The following is a 21,175-nucleotide window of genomic DNA, read 5'->3' on the forward strand; positions in this document are numbered from 1 at the left end:
TTCAGATCACCGGCACGAATGGCAGCCGTGCGGCCTTGGCCTGATAGAGCGCGGCATCGGCTCGCTTCACGGCATCGTCCAGCGTCGTATCCCCGGCGGCGACGTGTGCGATGCCGATACTGACGCCCCAGCCCGATCCGGCGCCGTGGTCCGCAAGATGCGTCTTGAGTGCCAGGGCGAAAGCATCTGCATCCTGAGAGGGCGGCAGCAGCACCAGGAACTCGTCGCCGCCATGGCGGATCACCTGGCCGGAAGATTTCGCGGCGAGTTGCCGCGCTTCCTGACCGATCGTCGCCAGTACCTCGTCTCCGGCGGCGTGGCCGAAGCGGTCGTTGATCGACTTGAAATGATCGACATCGAGCGCGACGATCCCCGCTCCCGTGATCAGGAAATCCGGGGCGACATGTTCCAGCCCCGCGCGGTTCCACACGCCCGTCAATACGTCGCGCAGGGCCGCGTTCCGCAGTCTGTTCTGGACCAGTTCGACCGGGATCGCCAGCAGCCCCAGGTTGAGCACGCCCAGCAGGATCTGGTCCGAAAGCATGGCGAGCAGGGCAACCCATTCTCCGCCGGGCGTCGTCCAGATCGTCGCGATGACCGACAGGGCGTAGCCGGGCAGGTATGCCAGCATCGAAAGCCCCGCCATCCGTCGCCCCGAAGATTCTCCTGCGTTACCCGTGAAAGCGAGAACGAAGCCCGAAAGTCCCATCGAGATCGACAGCCCGAGCGCATCGTCTGCCGTCTGCCAGATGCCATCAGGCTGGATAAGCCGCGAAGCTCCCAGCAGCAGCGGCAGGCCATGCCCGATGGCCGCGCTGGCTATGGGAATGATCATCCACCTGGCGAAAGCACTGCGTCCCTCCAGAAGCCGCGCGCCCGCCACCGGCAGCACGTTGGTCACTCCAAGCACTGCATAGAGCAGGGTGACGACAACCGGCTTGCCCGGCGGCGTGAACGCGAAGGTGAGGATCGCGCCACTGTAGAGCAGCGAGGACATGCCCCAGCACAGGAAGTGACGCTCGCTGCGGGCGCGCAGGAACAGCACCGTGAACACGATGCCGAACGCCATCGAGGCCAGGATGCTGCAAAGGCGCAGCGTATCGACGTCCGGAAGGCTCATTCGCGGCCCCTTATGGCCGGGGCCGCCTGGGCGCAAATGGTTAATTCACGGTAGCGCAGGTCACGAAGCAGGGTGTCATGCTTGGGGTGATCAGCGCCGCGCAGGCTCACGGCTCAAGCGGGTCATCAGCAGCGCCGCGCGCTTGATCTGGCGGGGAAAGCTGGAAAGGTCGACGCGCTCCTCCGGCGTATGGTCGCCGCTGCTCGACGGGCCGAGCCCAGCGAGGCCATCGACGTACCGCGCAACGAAACTGATGTCGCCAGCGCCGCGTTTCAGCGGGTCGAGCGCGGGCATGACCTTGAGCCCGAGATCGGCATTTACCGCATTGAGGCGGTCCAGCAGCCTCTGGTTGCCGGGCGTCGGAGCCATCGGCGGATAGCCGTCCTTGAAGCGGATGGTGGCCTGTGTGCGGGGCAGGTGGCGGGCAACGATCGCCTGCATTTTCGCTTTCACCCGCTCGACCTGCTCGGGCGTCAGCGCGCGGTAGTCGCCCTTGGCGATGGCTATCGGGGGAATGATGTTGGTCTTGCCGGTCGCCCGCACTTCCGCCTCGTCCGCACTGAGCGCCGCCGTGGCGCCGCCTCCGACGAGCCCGATGTTGAAGGTCAGGTTGGGCTCGGGCAGCTCTTCGCGGAAGGCGTTGATGATGCGGGCGAGTTCATAGACGGCGCCGTCGCCTGCCTCGGGCGAGAATATGCCGCTCGAATGCGCGGTGATGCCGCTGGCGATGATCGTGTAGTCTCCCGCCGAGCGTCTGGCGACCGAGCCGAAGTCCTGCCCGTCGACGATCACCAGCCCCTCGAAGTCGAGCGCGACGTCGGCGCGCTTGCCCGCCGCGATCAGATCGGCGCGGGCAAGGCTGACGGGCTCTCCCGCCGCTTCCTCGTCGCCGGTCAGGACCACTTCGATGTTCGCACCGGCCAGTGTGCCCGCCGCCTTCATCGCCTTGAGCGCAGCCAGCATGACGACGACGCCGCCCTTGTCGTCCGCCGCGCCGGGGCCGTGCAGCATGTTGCCTTCGCGCCGGGCGGTCTGGAATGGAGAGCTTGGCTCGAACACGGTGTCGAGATGGCCGATCAGCAGCATCCGCGTGGTGCCGGGCCTGCCCTTGTGGGTCGCCACGAGGTGCCCGGCACGGTTCACCGCATCCATCGGCACCCAGCGGGTCTCGAAACCCAGCGCGGCAAATTCCGGTGCGACCATGGCGTTGACCTTGCGCACGCCCTCCAGGTTGCGGGTGCCGCTGTTCTGGGCGACCAGCTTCTCGAGCAGGACGATGTCGCTTTGCGTGCCTGCATCGGCCGCGGCCACGATCTTCTTCTCCGGCGCCGAGAGGGCGGCCTGGGCGGGCGTGGCGGCGATCGCCAGAGGAAGCAATGCGGGCAGGACTGCGAGGGAGGAACGAGGCATCGCGACACGATAGCCGGGACGCGGGCCGGCGCAAGGCTCACGGTCGTGAGTAGACAGGCCCTGCGGCGGCGGGCATCGTCCCACCTTCATCAAGGCGAGGTCGAACGATGCGCATCGCAGTCTATGGCACCCGCAGTTACGACCGCACGTTCCTTTCCGCCGCCAACGCGGACTACGGGTTCGATATTCAGTTTCTCGATGCGCCGCTGACGCTTTCGACTGCGCGGCTGGCCGAAGGCCACGAGGCCGTCTGCGTCTTCGTCAACGACATCGCCGATCGTGCCGTCCTGGAGGTGCTTGCCCGGATGGGCGTGCGCCTGCTGGCGCTGCGCTGTGCCGGTTACAACAACGTCGATCTGGTCGCCGCCGGACAACTCGGTATCGCGGTTGTGCGGGTTCCCGCCTACTCGCCGCACGCGGTAGCGGAGTTCACCGTGGGTCTGCTGCTGTCGCTCGACCGCAAGATCCATCGCGCCTGGTCGCGAGTGCGGGAGAACAATTTCGCCCTCGACGGGCTGGTCGGTCGCAACCTCCACGGGCGGGTGGCAGGCGTCGTCGGCACCGGCCAGATCGGTGCGCTGGTGGCCCGCACGCTCAGGGCCGGATTCGGATGCGAGGTGCTGGCGAGCGACCCGGTGGAGGACGAAGGGCTGATCGAGATCGGCGTGCGCTACGTCCAGCGTGACGAGTTGCTGCGCGAATCGGAAATCGTCACGCTGCACTGCCCGCTGACCCCGGATACGTACCATCTGATCGATGCTGCGGCGCTGGCAGCCGCCCGATCAGGGCTCGTCGTCGTCAACACCAGTCGCGGCGCGCTGATCGATACGGCCGCACTGATCGAGGCGCTGAAGCAGCGGCGGGTGGGCGGTGTGGCCCTCGACGTCTACGAGCAGGAGGCGGGCGTCTTCTTCGACGACCTTTCCAGCGAGATCGTCGACGACGACTTGCTGCAGCGTCTGCTGACGTTCCCCAATGTGCTCATGACCGGCCACCAGGCCTTCCTGACCGAAGAAGCGCTGGACGCGATCGCGCGTACCACGCTGCAGAGCGTAAGCGACTTCGCTGCCGATCGTCCGCTGGCGAATAGAATCGAGCCTGCGGTGGCAAGGGTCTGATGTTTCTAGGGAATGTCCGCTCGGGGCCGGTGGGCCGATATGATCCCGGGATCGTGATCCGGAGCGGAAGAAAGTTGGCTCCCCGAGTAGGATTCGAACCTACGGCCATTCGATTAACAGTCGAATGCTCTACCGCTGAGCTATCGGGGAGCAGCCTGTCAGTGTTACCACCGCCGGGCAGGGGTGCGCCAATAACAGCTTCCTCAGCCTTGGCAACCCCGTGATGCAGAAAATCTGATCGATTTTCGAAATTTCTTCCTCAGACCTGGAATTGCTCGGCGAAGATGCGTTCTTCCAGCGTGAAGCCGGGATCGAACAGCAGTGTCAGTTCCTTCTCGGCCGTGGCGCCGATGCGCACGATGGCGACGTCGCGCACTTCCTTGTGGTCCGCCACCGCTGCGACGGGGCGTTTGCCGGGCTCGAGAATGCGGAATTCGACTTCGGCGCTTTCTGGCAGGATGGCACCTTTCCAGCGGCGCGGGCGGAAGGGGTTGAGCGGGGTCATCGCCACCATGCGCGATCCGAGCGGCAGGATCGGGCCATGCGCCGACAGGTTGTAGGCAGTGGAGCCCACCGGCGTCGCGAGCAGGATACCGTCGCCCGCCAGTTCCTCCATGCGCACGCGGCCGTTTATGCGGATCTCCAGCTTGGCCGTCTGGCGAGTCTCGCGCAGCAGGGAGACTTCGTTGAAGGCGTAATAGCTGAAGCGTTGCCCATCCTGCGTGACGGCATTCATGCACAAGGGACGCACCGGAACCGGATGCGATTCCGCCACGCGCCGGGCGATGGTCTCGCCGTCTTCCAGTGGGCCGTTCATCAGGAAGCCGATGGTGCCCAGGTTCATCCCGTAGACGGGCTTGATCGAATCATGGTCCAGCAATTCGTGCAGGACGTGGAGCAGGAAGCCGTCGCCGCCCAGCACGACCAGCACGTCCGCTTCCTGCGGCGATACCCATGGATGGGAATCGTGGAGCGCTTTCGCTCCGGCCTGCGCCTTGGCGCTGTCCGAAACGATGAGCGCCAGTTTCGCGTCGTTACCCATCACGTTTTCCGAAGGTCCCATTCCGGGACCGGGGCTCGCGAATTTTGAAGGGTTTTGCAAGGGGTTTGGGTTATGGCGGCGTGATGGGCGTAAAACTGTACGATAAAGTCCGCAATCCTGCGAAGCGGATCGAGGACCGCCTGTCCGGCATTCCCGGGCTCGATGCGGTCCACGATCGCGTCGCCGCGTGGCGCGAAGACCCGGCGCTTATGCCGCACATGGCACACGTCCACGCCATGCTGCTCAGCCTGCGCCGCCTCGACGCGATCAACATGGCTTATGGCGAGGCGGCCGGGGACGGCGCGCTGGAGGAAGTCGCCGCGCGCATCGGTCACTTCGCGGAGCAGGAACTCGACGGCCCGTGGCTGCTGGCGCGGGCAGGGGGCGGCAGCTTCCTCCTCGTCGCCAACGAGGCCTGCAGCCGCGAGCGCTGGCAACTGGTGGCGGACCAGCTGGCCGACATGATCGCGCGGCCAATCCCGGTCAGCACCGGCATGCTGCGCCTTTCCCCCCGCGTCGCGCTGATCCGTGCGCTGACTGGCGAGAGCGTCGAATCGATGCTCGACCGTCTCGGTCACGCACTGGGCGAGGCCTATGAGCAGGCTGGCACCCGGCTCGCCTGGGCGGACGGTGAGGTGACTCCGCCCGGTCGCTCGGCGCAGCAGCTGGAAGCCGACCTCCTCGTCGCCATCGATCGCGACGAGATCGAAGTGCTGTTCCAGCCCCAGTTCAACCTCGCCGACGACCGCCTGACCGGCGCCGAGGCGCTCGCCCGCTGGAACCACCCGGAACTCGGTCGCATTGGCGCCGGCGCGCTGTTCGCCATCGCCGAGCGCGCCGACCACATCGGCCCGCTCTCGCGCCACATCGCGCGCAAGGCGATGTGGGCCGCGCGCGACTGGCCCGGCCAGCTGCGGCTATCGATCAACGTGACGCCCGCAGACCTCGCCTTTGCCAGTTACACCCGGCAGATGTTCGAGCTGATCCGAGAAACCGGCTTCCCGCTGCGGCAGCTGACGCTCGAGATCACCGAACAGGCCCTCATCGCCGACATCGAGATGGTCGCGCAGACGATGGCGGAATTCTCGGCGCAAGGCATCCGCATCGCGCTGGACGACTTCGGGGCGGGGTTCTGCAACTTCCGCTACCTCAAGGTGTTGCCGATCCACTACCTCAAGCTCGACCGCTCGATGATCGACGGCGTGACCACCGACCGCCGCGACGTGGCCGTGCTGCGCGCGATCGTGGCGATGGCGAAGGCGCTGGATCTCGAAGTGATCGCCGAGGGAATCGAGGAAGAAGGCCAGCGCGAAGTCGCGGCGCGCGAGGGTTGCGCGTACTTCCAGGGGTTCCTGCGCGCGCAGCCCATGAGTGCGGCGATGTTTGCCAAGCTGGCCCGGGCTGAAGGGAAGAAGGACAAAAGCAGGGGAGCATAGCCCCCCTGCACCCCCAAAACCTGTCGGCGTTGTGCGTGCAGCGACATGGGGTGCGCATTACCGCCTGATTTATGGCCTGCGGCGCTTCCTTTCCACAATTTTCCTCGTCACCCTGAACTTGTTTCAGGGTCCATCGGGCCGTGTAGCTCTGCCGTGGCGCAAGCAAACCGAGGGGGCAGGTCTGCGGCACTACCTTCCAGCCAAAGCTGCCTAATGGACCCTGAAACAAGTTCAGGGTGACGAAGTGCCAAAAAGCGCCGCAGGGTATCTCTTCGAAACATCGCAGTGAGAGCACAACGCTCCTGCGCGCGCTACCTCGACGGTATACGGAGTGCAGGGGTGGTAAACCCCTGCGTAAATCACCCCTTCCGCGCCACCGCACTCAACCCCTTGGTCAATTGCAGCAACCCGTTGAGCCTGCTCTTCGGATCGCCCCAGGCACGCTGCAGCACCAGCTTGTTGTCCGGCCGCAGCTTCACCGCGCCGTTCAGCCGCTCCGCATAGGCGATCAACCCAGCCGGGTTCGGGAAGCTATCGTTGTGGAAGCTGACCAAAGTACCGCGCGGGCCGACGTCGATCTTGGCGATGTGCGCCTCGATCGCCTGCCGCTTGATCTGGATAAGCTGCACGAGGTTCGCAGTCGGCTGGGGCAGGGGACCGAAGCGGTCGATCATCTCGGCCGAGAGCGATTCGATCTCGGCGCGCGAATCCGCGTCGTTCAGGCGGCGGTAGAGGGCCATGCGGACGGCGAGGTCCGGCACGTAGTCTTCCGGGATCATGATCGGCGCTTCGACGGTGATCTGCGGGGACAGGCCCGACGTGTCCTTCTCCAGCCCGACGCCGCCGGCGCGCGCGGCAAGGATCGCGTCTTCCAGCATCGACTGGTAGAGTTCGAAGCCGACTTCGCGGATATGGCCGGATTGCTCGTCACCCAGCAGATTGCCTGCGCCGCGAATGTCGAGGTCGTGGCTGGCCAGCTGGAAGCCCGCGCCCAGCGAATCGAGATCGCCCAGCACCTTGAGGCGCTTTTCGGCCACTTCGGACAGAGCGCGGTCGGCGGGCGTCGTAAGGTAGGCATAGGCGCGCAGCTTGGATCGGCCCACGCGCCCGCGCAGCTGGTAAAGCTGGGCAAGGCCGAAGCGGTCGGCGCGGTGGATGATGATCGTATTGGCGCGCGGGATGTCGATGCCGCTTTCCACGATCGTGGTGGAGAGCAGCACCTCGTACTTGCCTTCGTAGAAGGCGCTCATGCGCTCTTCCACGTCGCCCGCCGACATCTGGCCATGGGCGGAGATGTACTTCACCTCGGGCACGTTCTTGTGCAGCCAGTCCTCGATCTCAGGCATGTCGGAGATGCGGGGGACGACGATGAAGCTCTGGCCGCCGCGGTGGTGTTCGCGCAGCAGGGCCTCGCGCATCACCATCTCGTCCCATTCCATCACGTAGGTGCGCACCGCGAGGCGATCGACCGGCGGGGTCTGGATGGTGGAGAGTTCGCGCAGGCCGCTCATCGCCATCTGCAGGGTGCGAGGGATCGGCGTGGCGGTGAGCGTGAGCACATGCACGTCGGCGCGCAGCTGCTTCAGCTTCTCCTTGTGGTTCACGCCGAAACGCTGTTCCTCATCGACGATGACGAGGCCGAGGCGCTTGAAGCTGACCGTCTTGGAGAGGATCGCGTGCGTGCCGCAGACCACGTCCATCGTGCCGTCGGCCAGCCCGTCGCGGGTGGCCTTGGCTTCCTTTTCGGGCACGAGGCGCGAGAGGCGGCCGACGTTGAGCGGGAAGCCCGCGAACCGGTCCGCGAAGCCGGAGAAGTGCTGGCGCGCCAGCAGTGTGGTCGGCGCGACGACAGCGACCTGCTGGCCCGCCATCGCCGCGACGAAGGCGGCGCGCAGGGCCACTTCGGTCTTGCCGAAGCCGACGTCGCCGCAGACGAGGCGGTCCATCGGCCTGCCGCTGGAGAGGTCTTCCAGCGTATCGGCGATGGCGGCTTCCTGATCTTCGGTTTCAGCCCAAGGGAAGCGGTCGACGAACTGGTTAAAGCTCGATTCCTCGGCGACGAGCGCGGGCGCCTCGCGCAGCGCGCGTTCGGCGGCGGTCTTCATCAACTCGCCCGCAATCTCGCGGATACGTTCCTTCAGGCGGGCGCGGCGCTTCTGCCATGCCTCGCCGCCCAGTTTGTCGAGCGCGACGCCTTCCGCCTCGCTGCCGTAGCGCGAGAGGACGTCGAGGTTCTCGACCGGGATATAGAGCTTGTCGCCGCCGGAGTAGGTCAGCATCACGCAGTCGTGCGGGCTCTTGCCGACCGGGATCGACTGCAGGCCTTCGTACTTGCCGATGCCGTGGTCCATGTGGACGACGAGATCGCCCGGCGTCAGCGCCGCCAGTTCGGCGAGGAAGGCGTCGGAATCCTTCTTCTTTTTCTTCCGGCGGACAAGGCGGTCGCCAAGGATGTCCTGCTCGGTGATGACCTCGACCGAATCATTGGAGAAGCCGGTTTCCAGCGGCAGCACCAGCGCGGCGGAGCGTCCCTGCACGGCAAGGCCCAGCGCTTCCTGCCATGTCTCGGCGACGCGCGGCTCGGGGCCTTTCGCTTCGCCGAGGATCGAGACGAGGCGGGCGCGGCTGCCGGGCGAGTAGGCGGCCAGGATCGCCTTGCGGCCCGACTTGGCTATGGCGTGAAGGTGCTTGGCGGCGGCCTCATAGGCATTGTCGCCGCGCGCGCGTTCGGGAGCGAAATCGCGTGCGTTGCCGAAGCCGAAGTCGATCACCTTGCCGCTTTCCGGCTGGGCGAAGGGATCGGCGCGGTGGACCGGGTGAGCGGCGATCAGTTCGTCCAGCTCGTCCTTGCCGAGATAGAGCGAATCGGTCGCCAGCGGGCGGTAGGAGCCGGCCTTCTGGCCCGAGGTTTCGAGGCGGGCCTTGTGGTAGTCCGCGATGTCGGTGACGCGCTCGTCCACGGCACCGATCGCGGCGGTGTCCATCACGATCAGGTCGTCGGGGCCGAGGTGGTCGAACAGGGTGACCAACCGGTCCTCGAACAGCGGCAGCCAGTGCTCCATGCCCGCAAGCCTGCGGCCGTCACTTACGGCCTGATAGAGCGGGTCGGCCGTGGCGTTGGCGCCGAACATCTCGCGGTAGCGGGTGCGGAAGCGCTTGACGGTGTCCTCGTCCATCAGCGCTTCGCTGGCGGGCAGCAGCAGGTGGTCGGGCACGGTGCCGCTGGAGCGCTGGGTGCCGGTGTCGAACAGGCGCAGCGTTTCCAGCTCGTCTCCGAAGAAATCGAGGCGAAGGCCGCCTTCGAGGCCGCTCGGCACGATGTCGAAGATCGAGCCGCGCACCGCGAACTCGCCCGCGTCGATCGCGGTGTCGGTGCGCTGGTAACCCTGGCGGCGCAGCAGGCCGATCAGGCTTTCGTGGCCGATCTCCATGCCGGGCTTGAGCAGGCGCACCGATTCGCGGATTCGGAACGGGGTGAGCACGCGCTGGAGCAGGGCATTGGTGGTGGTGACGAGAAGCTGCGGTCCCTGCCGCTTCAGCTGCAACGCATGGAGCGCGGCAAGGCGGCGGGCACTGACCGAAAGCGCGGGGCTGGCGCGGTCGTAGGGCAGGCAGTCCCACGCGGGGAATTCGATGACCTCCAGTTCGGGCGCGAAGAACTGCGCGGCGCTGGCGACGGCGCTCATCGCCTGGTCGTTGTCCGCGACGAAGACGGCGCGGCCTTTCGGAGCAATGGCGCGGGCAAGGTCGGCCATGACCAGCGGCTGCGAACCGCGAGTGACCGAAGCGAGGGTCAACGGCGCCGAGGCCGTGATGATGCGGGAGAAATCAGTCATGACAGGGGTGACTGGCGGGATATGCGGGGCCGCGCGGAAATACAATCGTCTTCCCGCGTCGTCCCGGACTTGATCCGGGACCGCCGGCGGTCTTTAGGTAGGAGCTTGCTGCGCGCGCCGATGAGGTGGGCGGTTCACCGCCAGCGGTCCCGGATCAAGTCCGGGACGACGAGAGGAGAAAGCAATGCAAGGCAAGCGCGTACTGATAACCGGCGCTTCGAGCGGCCTCGGCCGCCACTTCGCGCAAGTCCTGAGCGCCGCCGGTGCCCATGTCGTGCTCGCGGCCCGGCGCATGGATGCGCTGGAGGAACTGGCCGCCGAGATCGGCGATGCCACCTGCGTATCCCTCGACGTCACCGACCCTGCCAGCATCCGCGAGGCCGTCCAGCAGGCCGGCCCCATCGACGTGCTGGTCAACAACGCGGGCGTATCCAGCGCCCAGCCGGTGCTCGATGCGACGGTGGAGGACTACGACCACATCATGAGCGCGAACCTGCGCGGCGCCTTTCTCGTGGCCACCGAAGTCGCGAGGCGCATGCGCGATCGAGGAGAAGGAGGGGCAATCGTCAACATCGCCTCGATCCTCGGGCTCGCGCAGGGCGGACAACTGGCGGTCTATGCGATGAGCAAGGCGGGCGTGGTGCAGATGACCAAACAGATGGCGCTGGAACTGGCGCGATATGGTATCCGCGTGAATGCACTGGCGCCGGGCTATTTCGCCACGGACATGAACCGAGATTTCCTCTCCAGCAAGTTGGGCGAGGCGATGTCCAAGCGCATTCCGCAGCGGCGCTTCGGTAATTTCGAGGATCTCGACGGGCCGCTCACGCTGCTGTGCTCGGATGCCTCGCGCTACATGACCGGAGTGGTGATCCCGGTCGATGGCGGGCACCTGCTGGGCGGTCTCTAGTCGCGCCCGTTCAGTCTCTGGGTATCTCGACGTAATCGAGCTTCATCATCCGCTCGATCATTGGGCCGCGATATTCCTCAGGCACGGACATCGTGCCGAGCGCCCAGCCCATGATGTCGACGTCTTCCTCTTCGATGATCGTCTCGAACAGGGTGATTTCCTCGTCAGACCATTCCGCGTGGAAGCGGTCGAAGAAGCAGCCGATCATATAGTCCGCCTCGCGTGTGCCGCGATGCCAAGCGCGGAACTTGAGGCGGGCGAGGCGAGGTGAGAGTTCGGTCATGCCCGCGCCGTTACAATGCGGCGTCCGGCTCGGCAACTCCTGTAGTGCGAAGCGGAGGGGGCTTCGACAAGCTCAGCCTGAGCGGAATAGGGAAGTTTATACTTACCTCCGCTCACCCTGAGCTTGTCGAAGGGTCAGGCACGGCCCGTCGAAGCCCCCTCGATCAAGGATCAGCCGTGAAGGATGCGGGTGATCTCCTGCGCGGGGCGCCCAGCAAGGTTCTTTGGCACCTCGGCCACCAGCACGTCCTTGAGCTGCTTGTGGTAATGCCTGCGCATCTCGCCCAGCGAGCGCGGATCGGCGACGACGACCAACTGGTCGATCTCGTGCGAGAGCACCTGGCTGTTCAGCCACCCGGTGACTGCCGCGACATGCGCGCTTTCGTCGAGCGCGTCGTTGCTGCCGTCGCCGGTGCGGGCCTGATGGCGGGTGGGGCCGTCGAGGCGGCGGGCGCCGGCGCTGAAGTTGGTGGCCTCCAGTTCGGGTACGTCCATCGCCGCCAGTCGGGGTTCGGCTTCCGCCCCCGTGTTGCGATAGAGTTCGAAGTTCTCTCCGTCGACGATCGCGAACACGGTTCCGTTCGGCAAGAGCATGGGCTTCTCCTTCATTGTTACAGGGGAGCCAACCGCACGATGACGGACAAGGTTCCGCCCGCTCTGGCGAAACGGTCCCCACTCGCGCTAAGAGGCGCTCGTCATGCGGCCTGAAGCTCTCAATTCCCTGTTCGTCGAAGTCGAGGCGCTGGAAGGCGTCGGTCCCAAGCTGCGCAAGCCGCTGGAAAAACTGGGGCTTACCCGGATCAGGGATCTTGCGTATCACTTGCCCGACCGCTTCGTGGAGCGGCGCGCCATCATCAATCTGGACGAGGCGGGCGTGGGCGAGAACGTCATCGTTGCGCTCACGGTGCGCGAACACCGCTCGCCCAGCGGACGCGGGCCGTTCCGTGTCATCGCGGAGGATGCAGCGGGCAACATCTGCACCGTCACATACTTCGGCCGCGCCTCCTATACGGGCAAGAAGCAGTTGCCCGTCGGCGAGACGCGCTGGGTGGCGGGGCGGATCGACCAGTACGGCCAGATGCTCCAGATCGTGCATCCCGAACATGTGTCGGAGGATTCGTCCGCGCCGATCGGGCAGTTGTGCGAGGCGGTCTATCCCCTGTCCGAAGGTTTGACGCAGGGCCGTGCGGCCTCGCTGGTGGCGCAGGCGCTGAAGGCGCTCCCCGAGCTTCCCGAATGGATCGAGCCCAGCCTCACCGCGAAGACCGGCTGGCCGCTCTGGCGCGAGGCGCTGACCGAGGCCCATCGCGGCGTCAACGGCCCCGCGCGCGACCGGCTGGCCTACGACGAACTCTTCGCCAACGCGCTGGCGCTGATGCTGGTGCGCGAAAGCAACCGCTCGCAGCGCGGCACGCCGCTGGTCGGCGATGGCTCGTTGCGGGCCAAGCTGAAACTGCCCTTCGCGCTGACCGGCGCGCAGGCCCGCTCGATCGGGGAGATCGAGGGCGATCTGGCGCAGCCCTCGCCGATGCTGCGGCTGTTGCAGGGCGACGTGGGGTCGGGCAAGACAGTGGTGGCTCTGTCCTCGATGCTGATCGCGGTGGAGGCAGGGGCGCAGGCGGCGCTGCTGGCGCCCACCGAAATCCTCGCCCGCCAGCATTACGAGACGCTTTCGCGCATGCTGCAGGGCACCGGAGTCGAGATCGCGCTGCTGACCGGGCGCGACAAGGGGAAGGCGCGCGAGGCGATCCTGATGGGCCTGCTGGGCGGCTCGATCCAGATCGTCGTCGGCACCCATGCGATCTTTCAGGACAGCGTGGCATACAGGAACCTCGCGCTGGTGGTGATCGACGAGCAGCATCGCTTCGGCGTCGGTCAGCGGCTGATGCTGTCGCGCAAGGGCCGCCGCGCGCCGCATACGCTGGCGATGACAGCGACGCCGATCCCGCGCACGCTGACATTGGCGCAGTACGGCGAGATGGAAGTCTCCAAGCTCGACGAGCTGCCGCCGGGCCGTCAGGCGATCGACACCCGCGTCGTTGCGGTGGAGCGGCTGGACGATGTGGTCGGCGCCCTGTCACGCCATATCGAGACGGGCCAGCAGGCCTACTGGGTCTGCCCGATGGTCAACGAAAGCGAGACCGACGATCTCGCCGCTGCCGAGGCGCGCTATGCGGCGCTCAAGGAGCGCTTCGGCGATACCGTCGCGCTCGTCCACGGCCAGTTGCGGCCGGAGGTCAAGGACGCGGCGATGGAGCGCTTCGCACGGGGCGAAGCCAAGCTGCTGGTCGCGACCACGGTGATCGAGGTCGGCGTCGACGTGCCCAATTCCACGCTGATGGTGATCGAGCAGGCGGAACGCTTCGGCCTCGCGCAGCTCCACCAGTTGCGCGGGCGCGTGGGGCGCGGTTCAGGCAAGTCCACCTGCCTGCTGCTGCGCGGCAACCAGTTGTCCGAAACCGGCCGCCAGCGCCTCGCCCTGATGCGCGAGACACAGGACGGCTTCCGGCTGGCGGAGGAAGACCTGCAACTGCGCGGCGGCGGTGAGCTGCTCGGCACCCGTCAGTCGGGCGACACGCCGTTCCGCATCGCCAGCCTCGAACAGATCACCAAGCTGCTGCCGCTCGCCCACGACGACGCGCGCCTGCTGATCGAGCGCGACGGCGGCCTTGCAGGGCCGCGCGGAGAGGCGGCGCGGCTGCTCCTCTATCTCTTCGAGCGCGACTGGGGCGTGCAGCTTCTGCGCTCGGGCTGAGCCTGTAACGGCAATCTGCCTTGCCTGTGAAGGAGCACCGCTTGTCCCGGCTCAAGGCCAACTGGTAAGACAGATCCTGCGAAACCGGAACAACCGGTCGGACCGCAGGGAGGGATGCCGTTGGACCAAGCAAAGGACGAATCGCCGTCGCCGCGCCTCTATCGCAAGGTCGCGGCGCGGCTGATCGAGGAGATTCGTGCCGGTCTCCATTCCGTCGGCGCGCGCATGCCCGCCGAGCGGGACTTGTCGCTGACCATGGGCGTCAGCCGCCCCGTCGTGCGCGAGGCGTTGTTGGCGCTGGAAGTGATGGGCGTGGTCGAGGTCCGCATAGGGTCCGGCGCCTATGTCCTGCGACTGCCGGAGGACGAGCCGCGATCCACGGCCGAGGTGACGCCCATGGAACTGGCACAGGCGCGCCTGATCTTCGAGGGCGAGGCCGCATCGCTCGCGGCCGCGAACATCACCGACGAGGAACTGACGCGGCTGGACGGCGCCGTCGCCGCGATGCGCCGGGAGGATGGCTCGTTCGAGGACTGGCAGGCGGCGCTGACCGATTTTCACATGACCATGGCCCATGCCACCCGCAACCTCGCGGTGGAGCGCAGCGTGCGCGACTTGTGGGACATGCGCTCGCGCTCGACCGAGTGCCGCCGGATGCTGGAAGAGGCGCGCAACCACAACTATCGCTACAGCCTGCAGCAGCACGTGGAGATTCTCGCTGCTCTGAAGGCGCGCGATCCGGCGCGGGCACGTGCTGCGGTGCGGATGCATCTGGAGGGCTCGATCGAGCACGTGCTAGTAGCGATCGAGGAACGCGCCGTCGCGGATGCGCGGGCGAGGGTGGCGGAAATGCGTTCGCGCTATTTTTCGCGCTGAGACGTGTAAAAGTGGGGGCCTGAAACGACGAACGGCGCGTCTTGCGACACGCCGTTCTCGTATAAATTGGTCGGGGAAAGAGGATTCGAACCTCCGGCCCCTGCCTCCCGAAGACAGTGCTCTACCAGGCTGAGCTATTCCCCGACCAGAGGGGCAATCCGAAGACCGCCCCGGGCAGGAGGGCGCCTATATAGGGCACTTCCGGGGGTGGCAAGGGGGCTTTTGGGAAAAACTTCAACCTTGTGAAAATGGTGGCGGATTGCGCTGGGGAGCATCGGGCGCAGGTGCTTTCGCTGGCGCGCCCGGACGGATAGTCTGATGCCATGACCACCACCGCGCTTCGCACCGCCTCCACCGCAACCCCGCACTGGGAGTGGCAGTACCTCGACCTCATGCGCCGCATCTGGGAGCAGGGCGACGAGCGGCTTGATCGCACGGGCGTGGGCACGCGGTCGGTCTTCGGCGCGACGATCCGGTTTGATCTTGCGGGCGGGGCGATGCCGCTGCTCACCACCAAGCGCGTCTACTGGAAGACCGCCACGCGCGAGATGTTGTGGTTCCTGACCGGCAACACCAATATCCGCCCGCTCTGCGCGCAGGGGGTGGAAATCTGGACCGACTGGCCGCTCGATCGCTACCGCCGCGAAACGGGCGAGGAGATCAGCCGCAAGGACTTCTCCGCGCGAATCGTGGCGGACGAGGTCTTCGCCGAGGCTTGGGGCGATCTCGGCCCGGTCTACGGCAAGCAGTGGGTGGACTGGGAGACGTATGAGCCTGTCGGCGAAGGTCTGTTCCGGCGCGGTCCCGGCATCAACCAGGTGGCGCAGGTGATCGAGAGTCTGCGCAAGAACCCCGGCAGCCGTCGCCATATCATCGAGGGATGGAACGTCGCCGAACTCGATTCGATGGCGCTGCCGCCGTGCCACAAGACCTACCAGTTCCACGTCGCGGACGGGCGGCTCTCGTGCCTGCTCTATCAGCGCAGTTGCGACCTCGGCCTCGGCTTCGCCTTCAACATGTGGTCGCTGGCTTTGCTGACGCGGATGATGGCGCAGCAATGCAACCTTGAACCGGGTGAGGCCGTTTGGACCGGTGGTGATGTCCACTTGTACCTCAACCATTCGGCATTGGTCGAAGAACAGCTCTCGCGCGCGCCGGAAGGCGAGGCGACGATGGCGATTCTCCGGCGTCCCGATTCGATCTTCGACTACCGGATCGAGGACTTCGAAGTCGCCGGATATGCCCCGCAGGCGCATATCGCCGCGCCGGTTGCGGTGTAATTGACATTACCAAGGTTTGAAATAATATGACTTAACCGTGGAATTTTGCTTCGCCTGTCGCGGGGCGGGTTCCGACGGCCCGACCTTGGCGGGAGAGTGTTGAAATGGCCGAAAAAACGGCACCAGATACGGGAAGGGCGCGCGGGAATCTCCCGCCCTTGGAACTCTACGTACCAGAGCCGCGCTACCGGCCCGGCGACATCGTCGACTATTCGCACCTGACGGTGCCGCCTGCAGGACAACTGGGGCGCCCGGACGAGAGCTGCCCGGCCAGCGAGACCTGGCCGATGACCACCGACATGATTCGCGTCCTCGATGACGATGACCGCGCGGTCGGCCTCTGGAACCCGGGCCTCGATGCCGAGACGCTGAGGCGGATGCTGCGCACGATGGCACTGACCCGCGCCTTCGACGACCGGATGTACCGCGGGCAGCGGCAGGGCAAGACCAGCTTCTACATGAAGTGCACCGGCGAGGAGGCGATCTCGGTCGCCCATGCCCACGCGCTGGCCCACGACGACATGGTGTTCCCGACCTATCGCCAGCAGGGCATCCTGATCTCGCGCGGGTATCCGCTGGTGGAGATGGTCAACCAGATCTACTCCAACCGCGCGGACAAACTGAAGGGCCGCCAGTTGCCGGTCATGTACTCGGCCAAGGATTACGGGTTCTTCTCCATCTCGGGCAACCTCGCCACGCAGTACCCGCAGGCGGTGGGCTGGGCGATGGCCAGCGCGATCAAGGGCGATACCCGCATCGCCACCGCCTTCGTCGGCGAGGGATCGAGCGCCGAAGGCGACTTCCACGCGGCGATGACGTTCGCTGCGGTCTACAACGCGCCGGTGGTGCTGAACGTCGTCAACAACCAGTGGGCGATCTCCAGCTTCTCGGGCTTCGCCGGAGCCGAGCGCACGACTTTCGCGGCGCGTGCGGCAGGCTACGGCATCGCGGGACTGCGGGTGGACGGCAACGATGCGCTGGCGGTCTATGCCGCCTCGCGCTGGGCCGCCGACCGTGCCCGCGCCAATCAGGGGCCGACCCTGATCGAGCACTTCACCTACCGCGCCGAGGGGCACTCCACCTCGGACGATCCCAGCGCTTACCGCTCCGCGCAAGAGCGCGAGGAATGGCCGCTCGGCGATCCGATCATGCGGCTCAAGAAACACCTCATCGCCCTTGGCGAATGGTCCGAGGAGCAGCAGGAGGCGATGGACCGCGAACTGGTCGAGCAGGTGAAGCTCGCCACCAAGGAGGCCGAGAAGAACGGCGTCCTCGGCCACGGTCTGCACCATCCGTTTCACACGATGTTCGAGGACGTCTTCGAGGAACTGCCCTGGCACCTCGAGGAACAGGCCGCGCAGGCCATCCGCGAGCGCGAGATCAAATGGCCCGAATGGAAGGGAGAAGGCGCATGACCGAAGAGAATGCGTTGAGCCTCCACGACGCGCCGACCCGCTCGATGAACATGATCGAGGCGATCAACGACGCGCTCGACATCATGATGGGGCGCGATCCCGACATCGTCATTCTCGGAGAGGACGTCGGTTATTTCGGTGGCGTCTTCCGCGCGACGGCGGGCCTGCAGAAGAAATACGGCCGCAACCGCGTGTTCGATTCGCCGATCAACGAATGCGGCATCGTCGGTGCGGCGGTGGGCATGGCCGCTTATGGCCTGCGTCCGGTGCCGGAGATCCAGTTCGCGGACTATATCTATCCCGGCCTCGACCAGCTCGTCTCAGAGGCGGCGCGCATGCGCTATCGTTCGGCGGGCGAGTTCACGTCGCCGATCACGATCCGTTCGCCCTTCGGCGGCGGCATCTTCGGCGGGCAGACGCACAGCCAGAGCCCCGAGGCGCTGTTCACCCACGTCGCGGGCCTGAAGACCGTGATCCCGGCGACGCCGCACGACGCCAAGGGCCTGCTGATCGCGGCGATCGAGGATAATGATCCGGTCATCTTCTTCGAGCCCAAGCGCATCTACAACGGCCCGTTCGACGGCTACTACGACAAACCCTCGCGCACCTGGAAGGGTCATCCCGGCGGTCTGGTGCCGGAGGGGTACTACAAGACCCCGCTCGGCAAGGCGCGGATCGTGCGCGAAGGTGCTGCGCTGACGGTGGTGTCCTACGGCACCATGGTTCACGTCGCCGAAGCAGTGCTGGCCGAAAAAGGCATCGATGCGGAGATCATCGATCTGCGCACGCTTGTCCCGCTCGACATGGCGACTGTGGAAAAGTCGGTGGAGAAGACGGGGAAATGCCTGGTGATACACGAGGCGACCCGCACTTCCGGCTTCGGCGCCGAACTGGTGACGCTGGTGCAGGAGCGCTGCTTCTACCACCTCGAAGCGCCTGTCGAGCGCGTGACCGGCTTCGACACGCCGTATCCGCACAGCCTCGAGTGGGCCTATTTCCCCGGTCCCGTCCGCATCGGCGAGGCGGTCGATCGGCTCATGAAGGAATAATTGGGATGGGACGCTATATTTTCCGCCTGCCCGACATCGGGGAAGGCATCGCCGAGGCCGAGATCGTCGCCTGGCATGTCAAGGTCGGCGACACCGTCGAGGAAGACGGTCGCCTGGCCGACATGATGACGGACAAGGCCACCGTCGAGATGGAAAGCCCGGTTTCGGGCACCGTGGTCGAAGTGGCGGGCGAGGCGGGCGACGTGATCGCCATCGGCTCGCCGCTGGTGGTGATCGAGATTGAAGGCGCCGGGAACGAGGAGGGGCGTGCGCCTGCTCCGAAGGCAGCGGTGGTCGAGGAACGGCTTGAAGCGGAAACGCCGGATGCGGGCGATGTTGAGAAGGTGGTGGCTGGTGCTTCGACAAGCTCAGCACGAGCGGATGTTGAGCCGGAACCTGTGAAGGTCGCCGAACCCAAACCCACTCCCGCTCGGGCTGAGCCTGTCGAAGCCTGCGCGCCCACGCTTGCGGCCAAGCCCGGCCCTCACGGCAAGGTTCTCGCAAGCCCCGCCGTGCGCCAGCGCGCGCGCGATCTCGGTATCGACTTGTCCGAAGTCCGCCCCGCCGATGACGGCCGCGTGCGTCATGGCGATCTCGACGCCTTCCTCTCCTACAACGCCAGCGGCGGCTTCCAGCCCGCAGGCATGAAGGGCAGGGACGAGCAGGTCCGCGTCATCGGCCTGCGCCGCCGCATCGCCGAGAACATGGCCGCTTCAAAGCGCAACATCCCGCACTTCGCCTATGTCGAGGAGTACGATGTCACCGCGCTGGAGGAGACCCGCGCGCAACTCAACGCCGGGCGCGGTGAACGGCCCAAACTGACGATGCTGCCGTTCCTCATCACGGCGATCTGCAAGCTGCTGCCCAAGTATCCGATGCTCAATGCGCACTATGACGACGAGGCGGGCGTGGTTACGCGCTACGGCTCGGTGCATCTGGGCATGGCGGCGCAGACCCCCGGTGGCCTCATGGTCCCGGTGATCCGCGATGCGCAGGACCGAAACTTGTGGCAGTTGGCGGCGGAGATCACCCGCCTCGCCAACGCCGCGCGCGATGGGTCGGCCAAGTCGTCGGAGCTTTCGGGCTCGACGATCACCGTGACTTCGCTCGGGCCGATGGGCGGCGTCGCCACCACGCCCGTGATCAACCGCCCCGAAGTCGCCATCATCGGTCCCAACCGCATCGTCGAGCGGCCGATGTTCGTGAAGGGTGCCGATGGCATCGAGCGGATCGAGAAGCGCAAGCTGATGAATATCTCGATGAGCTGTGATCACCGTGTGGTAGATGGCTGGGATGCGGCGAGCTTCGCACAGGACCTTAGGAAACTGATCGAGGCACCTGCGCTGATACTCGCGGGGTAGGAAGAGAGCAGATGGGCAGGGATCCGCGCGTAGACGAATATATCGCCAAAGCCGCGGATTTCGCCCGCCCGATCCTCGAACACTTGCGCGAACTGGCGCACCGCGCGCTCCCCGAGACGCAAGAGGCGATCAAGTGGGGGATGCCGCACTTCCTTGTGAACGGAAAGAACGTCGCCGGGATGGCGGCGTTCAAGGCGCATTGCACGTTCGTCGTTCACGGTGATGGACGGCAGGGCGACGCGATGGGCCAGTTCGGCCGCATCACCGCGATTGCCGACCTGCCGGGCGAAGCAGAGCTGGTGCAGAAGCTGCAGGCCGCGCGCGGGCGCGTGGAAACCAAAGGCACGGCGGTAAAACAGGTCCGCAAGCCCAAGCCCGAAATCGCCATGCCGGATGATTTCGCGGCAGCGCTCGAAGGCGTTCCCGCGGCGAGCGCGCATTACGAGGCATTCTCGCCCTCCGCGCGGCGCGACTATCTCGAATGGATCACCGAGGCGAAGACCGCCGCGACGCGCGCAAAGCGCATGGCGCAGGCGGTGGAGTGGATCGCCGAGGGCAAGAAGCGCAACTGGAAATACGAGAAGTGCTGATTCAGCGCACCACGCCCGCATAGGCGATGCGTCCCTGACCCAGCGCCGCGTAGCTGGCGGGGATGCGCCAGCGCACATGCGTGACGTCCTCGGGCGTCGCCTGCCGTCCATCGACCCGCATCGCCTCCAGACGCCCCCACGAGCGCCCGCCGTCGACCGAGACTTCCTGCATGTCGCTGGCGCTGCGCTGGTAGGCGAGGCGGGCGGGCAGGGGGTTGGTCAGCACGAAGCCGCCGGTCCCGCGCATCCGTCGCCACGTAACCACGGTCACGACCCGGTCCCCGCGTGCGAGCATGCTGGCAGGCTCCAGCCTGCGCCCATTAAGCGCATCGACCCGTTCGACGAAGACGGCGCTGGCGGTCGCGATTGCGCTGTTACAGCGGGCCTCGGCGGACAGGGCGCTGCCGGTGCAGGCGGCCGCTGTCAGGGCTAGCGTGCAGAGGATGCGCTTGGTTGTAACCACGGGTAATTCTCCCCCGGCCGCCCGGTGCGACCCCGAGGCAAGACTGCGTCGCCACTCGCGAAAATAAGGTTAATTTCCACCGTCGCCGAAAAAATGAAAAAGCCTTCCGCAAAGCCGTTGACAGCCCTGCGAGGCTGGCCTAGTGGCGGCGCTCCCAAGCGGACGCAACCGCAAGAACGCGGGTGTAGCTCAGTTGGTTAGAGTGCCGGCCTGTCACGCCGGAGGTCGCGGG

At 66.1% G+C, this 21,175-nt stretch carries 17 protein-coding genes and 2 tRNA genes; 10 read left to right on the plus strand and 9 right to left on the minus strand.

What is annotated here, in order from left to right:
• Window position 1: 1 nt before the first annotated feature.
• Both ACODRZ_RS21155 and ACODRZ_RS21160 read right to left on the minus strand, forming a co-directional pair.
• Window positions 2–1,120: a GGDEF domain-containing protein gene (locus ACODRZ_RS21155; protein ID WP_488972399.1), complete on the minus strand. Its 1,119-nt coding sequence runs from the start codon at window positions 1,118–1,120 to the stop codon at window positions 2–4.
• 90 nt (window positions 1,121–1,210) lie between these two features.
• Window positions 1,211–2,530 (minus strand): M20/M25/M40 family metallo-hydrolase, encoded by a 1,320-nt coding sequence (locus ACODRZ_RS21160; RefSeq protein ID WP_488972400.1) that lies wholly within the window; start codon window positions 2,528–2,530, stop codon window positions 1,211–1,213.
• A gap of 107 nt (window positions 2,531–2,637) precedes the next feature.
• Here ACODRZ_RS21160 and ACODRZ_RS21165 point away from each other — a divergent pair, with 107 nt between their 5' ends.
• Window positions 2,638–3,648, plus strand: coding sequence for a 2-hydroxyacid dehydrogenase (locus ACODRZ_RS21165; protein WP_488972401.1), 1,011 nt, complete (start codon window positions 2,638–2,640; stop codon window positions 3,646–3,648).
• Between the two features lie 75 nt (window positions 3,649–3,723).
• Here ACODRZ_RS21165 and ACODRZ_RS21170 read toward each other — a convergent pair.
• Both ACODRZ_RS21170 and ACODRZ_RS21175 read right to left on the minus strand, forming a co-directional pair.
• Window positions 3,724–3,798, minus strand: a tRNA-Asn gene (locus tag ACODRZ_RS21170).
• Between the two features lie 109 nt (window positions 3,799–3,907).
• Entirely contained in the window at window positions 3,908–4,690 is a 783-nt protein-coding gene (locus tag ACODRZ_RS21175) for an NAD kinase (protein WP_488972402.1), read from the minus strand.
• An 83-nt stretch (window positions 4,691–4,773) separates the two neighbouring features.
• Here ACODRZ_RS21175 and ACODRZ_RS21180 point away from each other — a divergent pair, with 83 nt between their 5' ends.
• Window positions 4,774–6,126, plus strand: coding sequence for an EAL domain-containing protein (locus ACODRZ_RS21180; RefSeq protein WP_488972403.1), 1,353 nt, complete (start codon window positions 4,774–4,776; stop codon window positions 6,124–6,126).
• Between the two features lie 359 nt (window positions 6,127–6,485).
• On the opposite strand, the gene mfd is transcribed toward ACODRZ_RS21180, so the two are convergent.
• On the minus strand, window positions 6,486–9,962 hold the full coding sequence (mfd, locus tag ACODRZ_RS21185) for a transcription-repair coupling factor (protein WP_488972404.1): 3,477 nt from the start codon (window positions 9,960–9,962) through the stop codon (window positions 6,486–6,488).
• Window positions 9,963–10,146: 184 nt separating this feature from the next.
• Between mfd and ACODRZ_RS21190 the strand changes: the two genes are divergently transcribed.
• Entirely contained in the window at window positions 10,147–10,872 is a 726-nt protein-coding gene (locus ACODRZ_RS21190; RefSeq protein ID WP_488972405.1) for a glucose 1-dehydrogenase, read from the plus strand.
• A 10-nt stretch (window positions 10,873–10,882) separates the two neighbouring features.
• On the opposite strand, the gene ACODRZ_RS21195 is transcribed toward ACODRZ_RS21190, so the two are convergent.
• Both ACODRZ_RS21195 and ACODRZ_RS21200 read right to left on the minus strand, forming a co-directional pair.
• On the minus strand, window positions 10,883–11,155 hold the full coding sequence (locus ACODRZ_RS21195) for an FAD assembly factor SdhE (protein ID WP_488972406.1): 273 nt from the start codon (window positions 11,153–11,155) through the stop codon (window positions 10,883–10,885).
• 170 nt (window positions 11,156–11,325) lie between these two features.
• Window positions 11,326–11,748, minus strand: coding sequence for a baeRF12 domain-containing protein (locus ACODRZ_RS21200; RefSeq protein WP_488972407.1), 423 nt, complete (start codon window positions 11,746–11,748; stop codon window positions 11,326–11,328).
• Window positions 11,749–11,851: 103 nt separating this feature from the next.
• On the opposite strand from ACODRZ_RS21200, the gene recG reads away from it, so the two are divergent.
• Together recG and ACODRZ_RS21210 are read left to right on the plus strand one after the other, a co-directional pair.
• Entirely contained in the window at window positions 11,852–13,909 is a 2,058-nt protein-coding gene (recG, locus tag ACODRZ_RS21205; RefSeq protein ID WP_488972408.1) for an ATP-dependent DNA helicase RecG, read from the plus strand.
• A 120-nt stretch (window positions 13,910–14,029) separates the two neighbouring features.
• Entirely contained in the window at window positions 14,030–14,785 is a 756-nt protein-coding gene (locus ACODRZ_RS21210) for a FadR/GntR family transcriptional regulator (RefSeq protein WP_488972409.1), read from the plus strand.
• A gap of 67 nt (window positions 14,786–14,852) precedes the next feature.
• Here the strand turns inward: ACODRZ_RS21210 and ACODRZ_RS21215 are convergent.
• A tRNA-Pro gene (locus ACODRZ_RS21215) sits at window positions 14,853–14,929 on the minus strand.
• 179 nt (window positions 14,930–15,108) lie between these two features.
• Between ACODRZ_RS21215 and thyA the strand changes: the two genes are divergently transcribed.
• From thyA to ACODRZ_RS21240, 5 genes are all read left to right on the plus strand, one after another.
• The gene (gene thyA / locus ACODRZ_RS21220; protein WP_488972410.1) at window positions 15,109–16,065 is read left to right on the plus strand and encodes a thymidylate synthase; all 957 of its coding nucleotides are present in this window, start codon (window positions 15,109–15,111) and stop codon (window positions 16,063–16,065) included.
• 104 nt (window positions 16,066–16,169) lie between these two features.
• On the plus strand, window positions 16,170–17,480 hold the full coding sequence (locus ACODRZ_RS21225; RefSeq protein ID WP_488972411.1) for a 3-methyl-2-oxobutanoate dehydrogenase (2-methylpropanoyl-transferring) subunit alpha: 1,311 nt from the start codon (window positions 16,170–16,172) through the stop codon (window positions 17,478–17,480).
• Window positions 17,477–18,529 (plus strand): alpha-ketoacid dehydrogenase subunit beta, encoded by a 1,053-nt coding sequence (locus ACODRZ_RS21230; protein ID WP_488972412.1) that lies wholly within the window; start codon window positions 17,477–17,479, stop codon window positions 18,527–18,529. Before ACODRZ_RS21225 ends, ACODRZ_RS21230 begins: the two co-directional genes overlap by 4 nt.
• Window positions 18,530–18,534: 5 nt before the next feature.
• Entirely contained in the window at window positions 18,535–19,890 is a 1,356-nt protein-coding gene (locus ACODRZ_RS21235) for a dihydrolipoamide acetyltransferase family protein (protein WP_488972413.1), read from the plus strand.
• An 11-nt stretch (window positions 19,891–19,901) separates the two neighbouring features.
• Window positions 19,902–20,480 carry a YdeI/OmpD-associated family protein gene (locus tag ACODRZ_RS21240; protein WP_488972414.1) on the plus strand — a complete coding sequence of 193 codons (579 nt, stop codon included), beginning with the start codon at window positions 19,902–19,904 and terminating at the stop codon, window positions 20,478–20,480.
• A 1-nt stretch (window position 20,481) separates the two neighbouring features.
• Here the strand turns inward: ACODRZ_RS21240 and ACODRZ_RS21245 are convergent, their stop codons facing one another.
• Window positions 20,482–20,943, minus strand: coding sequence for a hypothetical protein (locus tag ACODRZ_RS21245; protein ID WP_488972415.1), 462 nt, complete (start codon window positions 20,941–20,943; stop codon window positions 20,482–20,484).
• Between the last annotated feature and the right edge of the window lie 232 nt (window positions 20,944–21,175).

This window comes from Novosphingobium sp. FG90 (genome assembly GCF_057808725.1).

Bases quoted from the DNA above. Each gene is read 5' to 3' on its own strand.
- ACODRZ_RS21155 (WP_488972399.1), bottom strand. From the start codon at position 1,120: ATGAGCCTTCCGGACGTCGATACGCTGCGCCTTTGCAGCATCCTGGCC.
- ACODRZ_RS21160 (WP_488972400.1), bottom strand. From the start codon at position 2,530: ATGCCTCGTTCCTCCCTCGCAGTCCTGCCCGCATTGCTTCCTCTGGCG.
- ACODRZ_RS21165 (WP_488972401.1), top strand. From the start codon at position 2,638: ATGCGCATCGCAGTCTATGGCACCCGCAGTTACGACCGCACGTTCCTT.
- ACODRZ_RS21175 (WP_488972402.1), bottom strand. From the start codon at position 4,690: ATGGGTAACGACGCGAAACTGGCGCTCATCGTTTCGGACAGCGCCAAG.
- ACODRZ_RS21180 (WP_488972403.1), top strand. From the start codon at position 4,774: ATGGGCGTAAAACTGTACGATAAAGTCCGCAATCCTGCGAAGCGGATC.
- mfd (WP_488972404.1), bottom strand. From the start codon at position 9,962: ATGACTGATTTCTCCCGCATCATCACGGCCTCGGCGCCGTTGACCCTC.
- ACODRZ_RS21190 (WP_488972405.1), top strand. From the start codon at position 10,147: ATGCAAGGCAAGCGCGTACTGATAACCGGCGCTTCGAGCGGCCTCGGC.
- ACODRZ_RS21195 (WP_488972406.1), bottom strand. From the start codon at position 11,155: ATGACCGAACTCTCACCTCGCCTCGCCCGCCTCAAGTTCCGCGCTTGG.
- ACODRZ_RS21200 (WP_488972407.1), bottom strand. From the start codon at position 11,748: ATGCTCTTGCCGAACGGAACCGTGTTCGCGATCGTCGACGGAGAGAAC.
- recG (WP_488972408.1), top strand. From the start codon at position 11,852: ATGCGGCCTGAAGCTCTCAATTCCCTGTTCGTCGAAGTCGAGGCGCTG.
- thyA (WP_488972410.1), top strand. From the start codon at position 15,109: ATGACCACCACCGCGCTTCGCACCGCCTCCACCGCAACCCCGCACTGG.
- ACODRZ_RS21225 (WP_488972411.1), top strand. From the start codon at position 16,170: ATGGCCGAAAAAACGGCACCAGATACGGGAAGGGCGCGCGGGAATCTC.
- ACODRZ_RS21230 (WP_488972412.1), top strand. From the start codon at position 17,477: ATGACCGAAGAGAATGCGTTGAGCCTCCACGACGCGCCGACCCGCTCG.
- ACODRZ_RS21235 (WP_488972413.1), top strand. From the start codon at position 18,535: ATGGGACGCTATATTTTCCGCCTGCCCGACATCGGGGAAGGCATCGCC.
- ACODRZ_RS21240 (WP_488972414.1), top strand. From the start codon at position 19,902: ATGGGCAGGGATCCGCGCGTAGACGAATATATCGCCAAAGCCGCGGAT.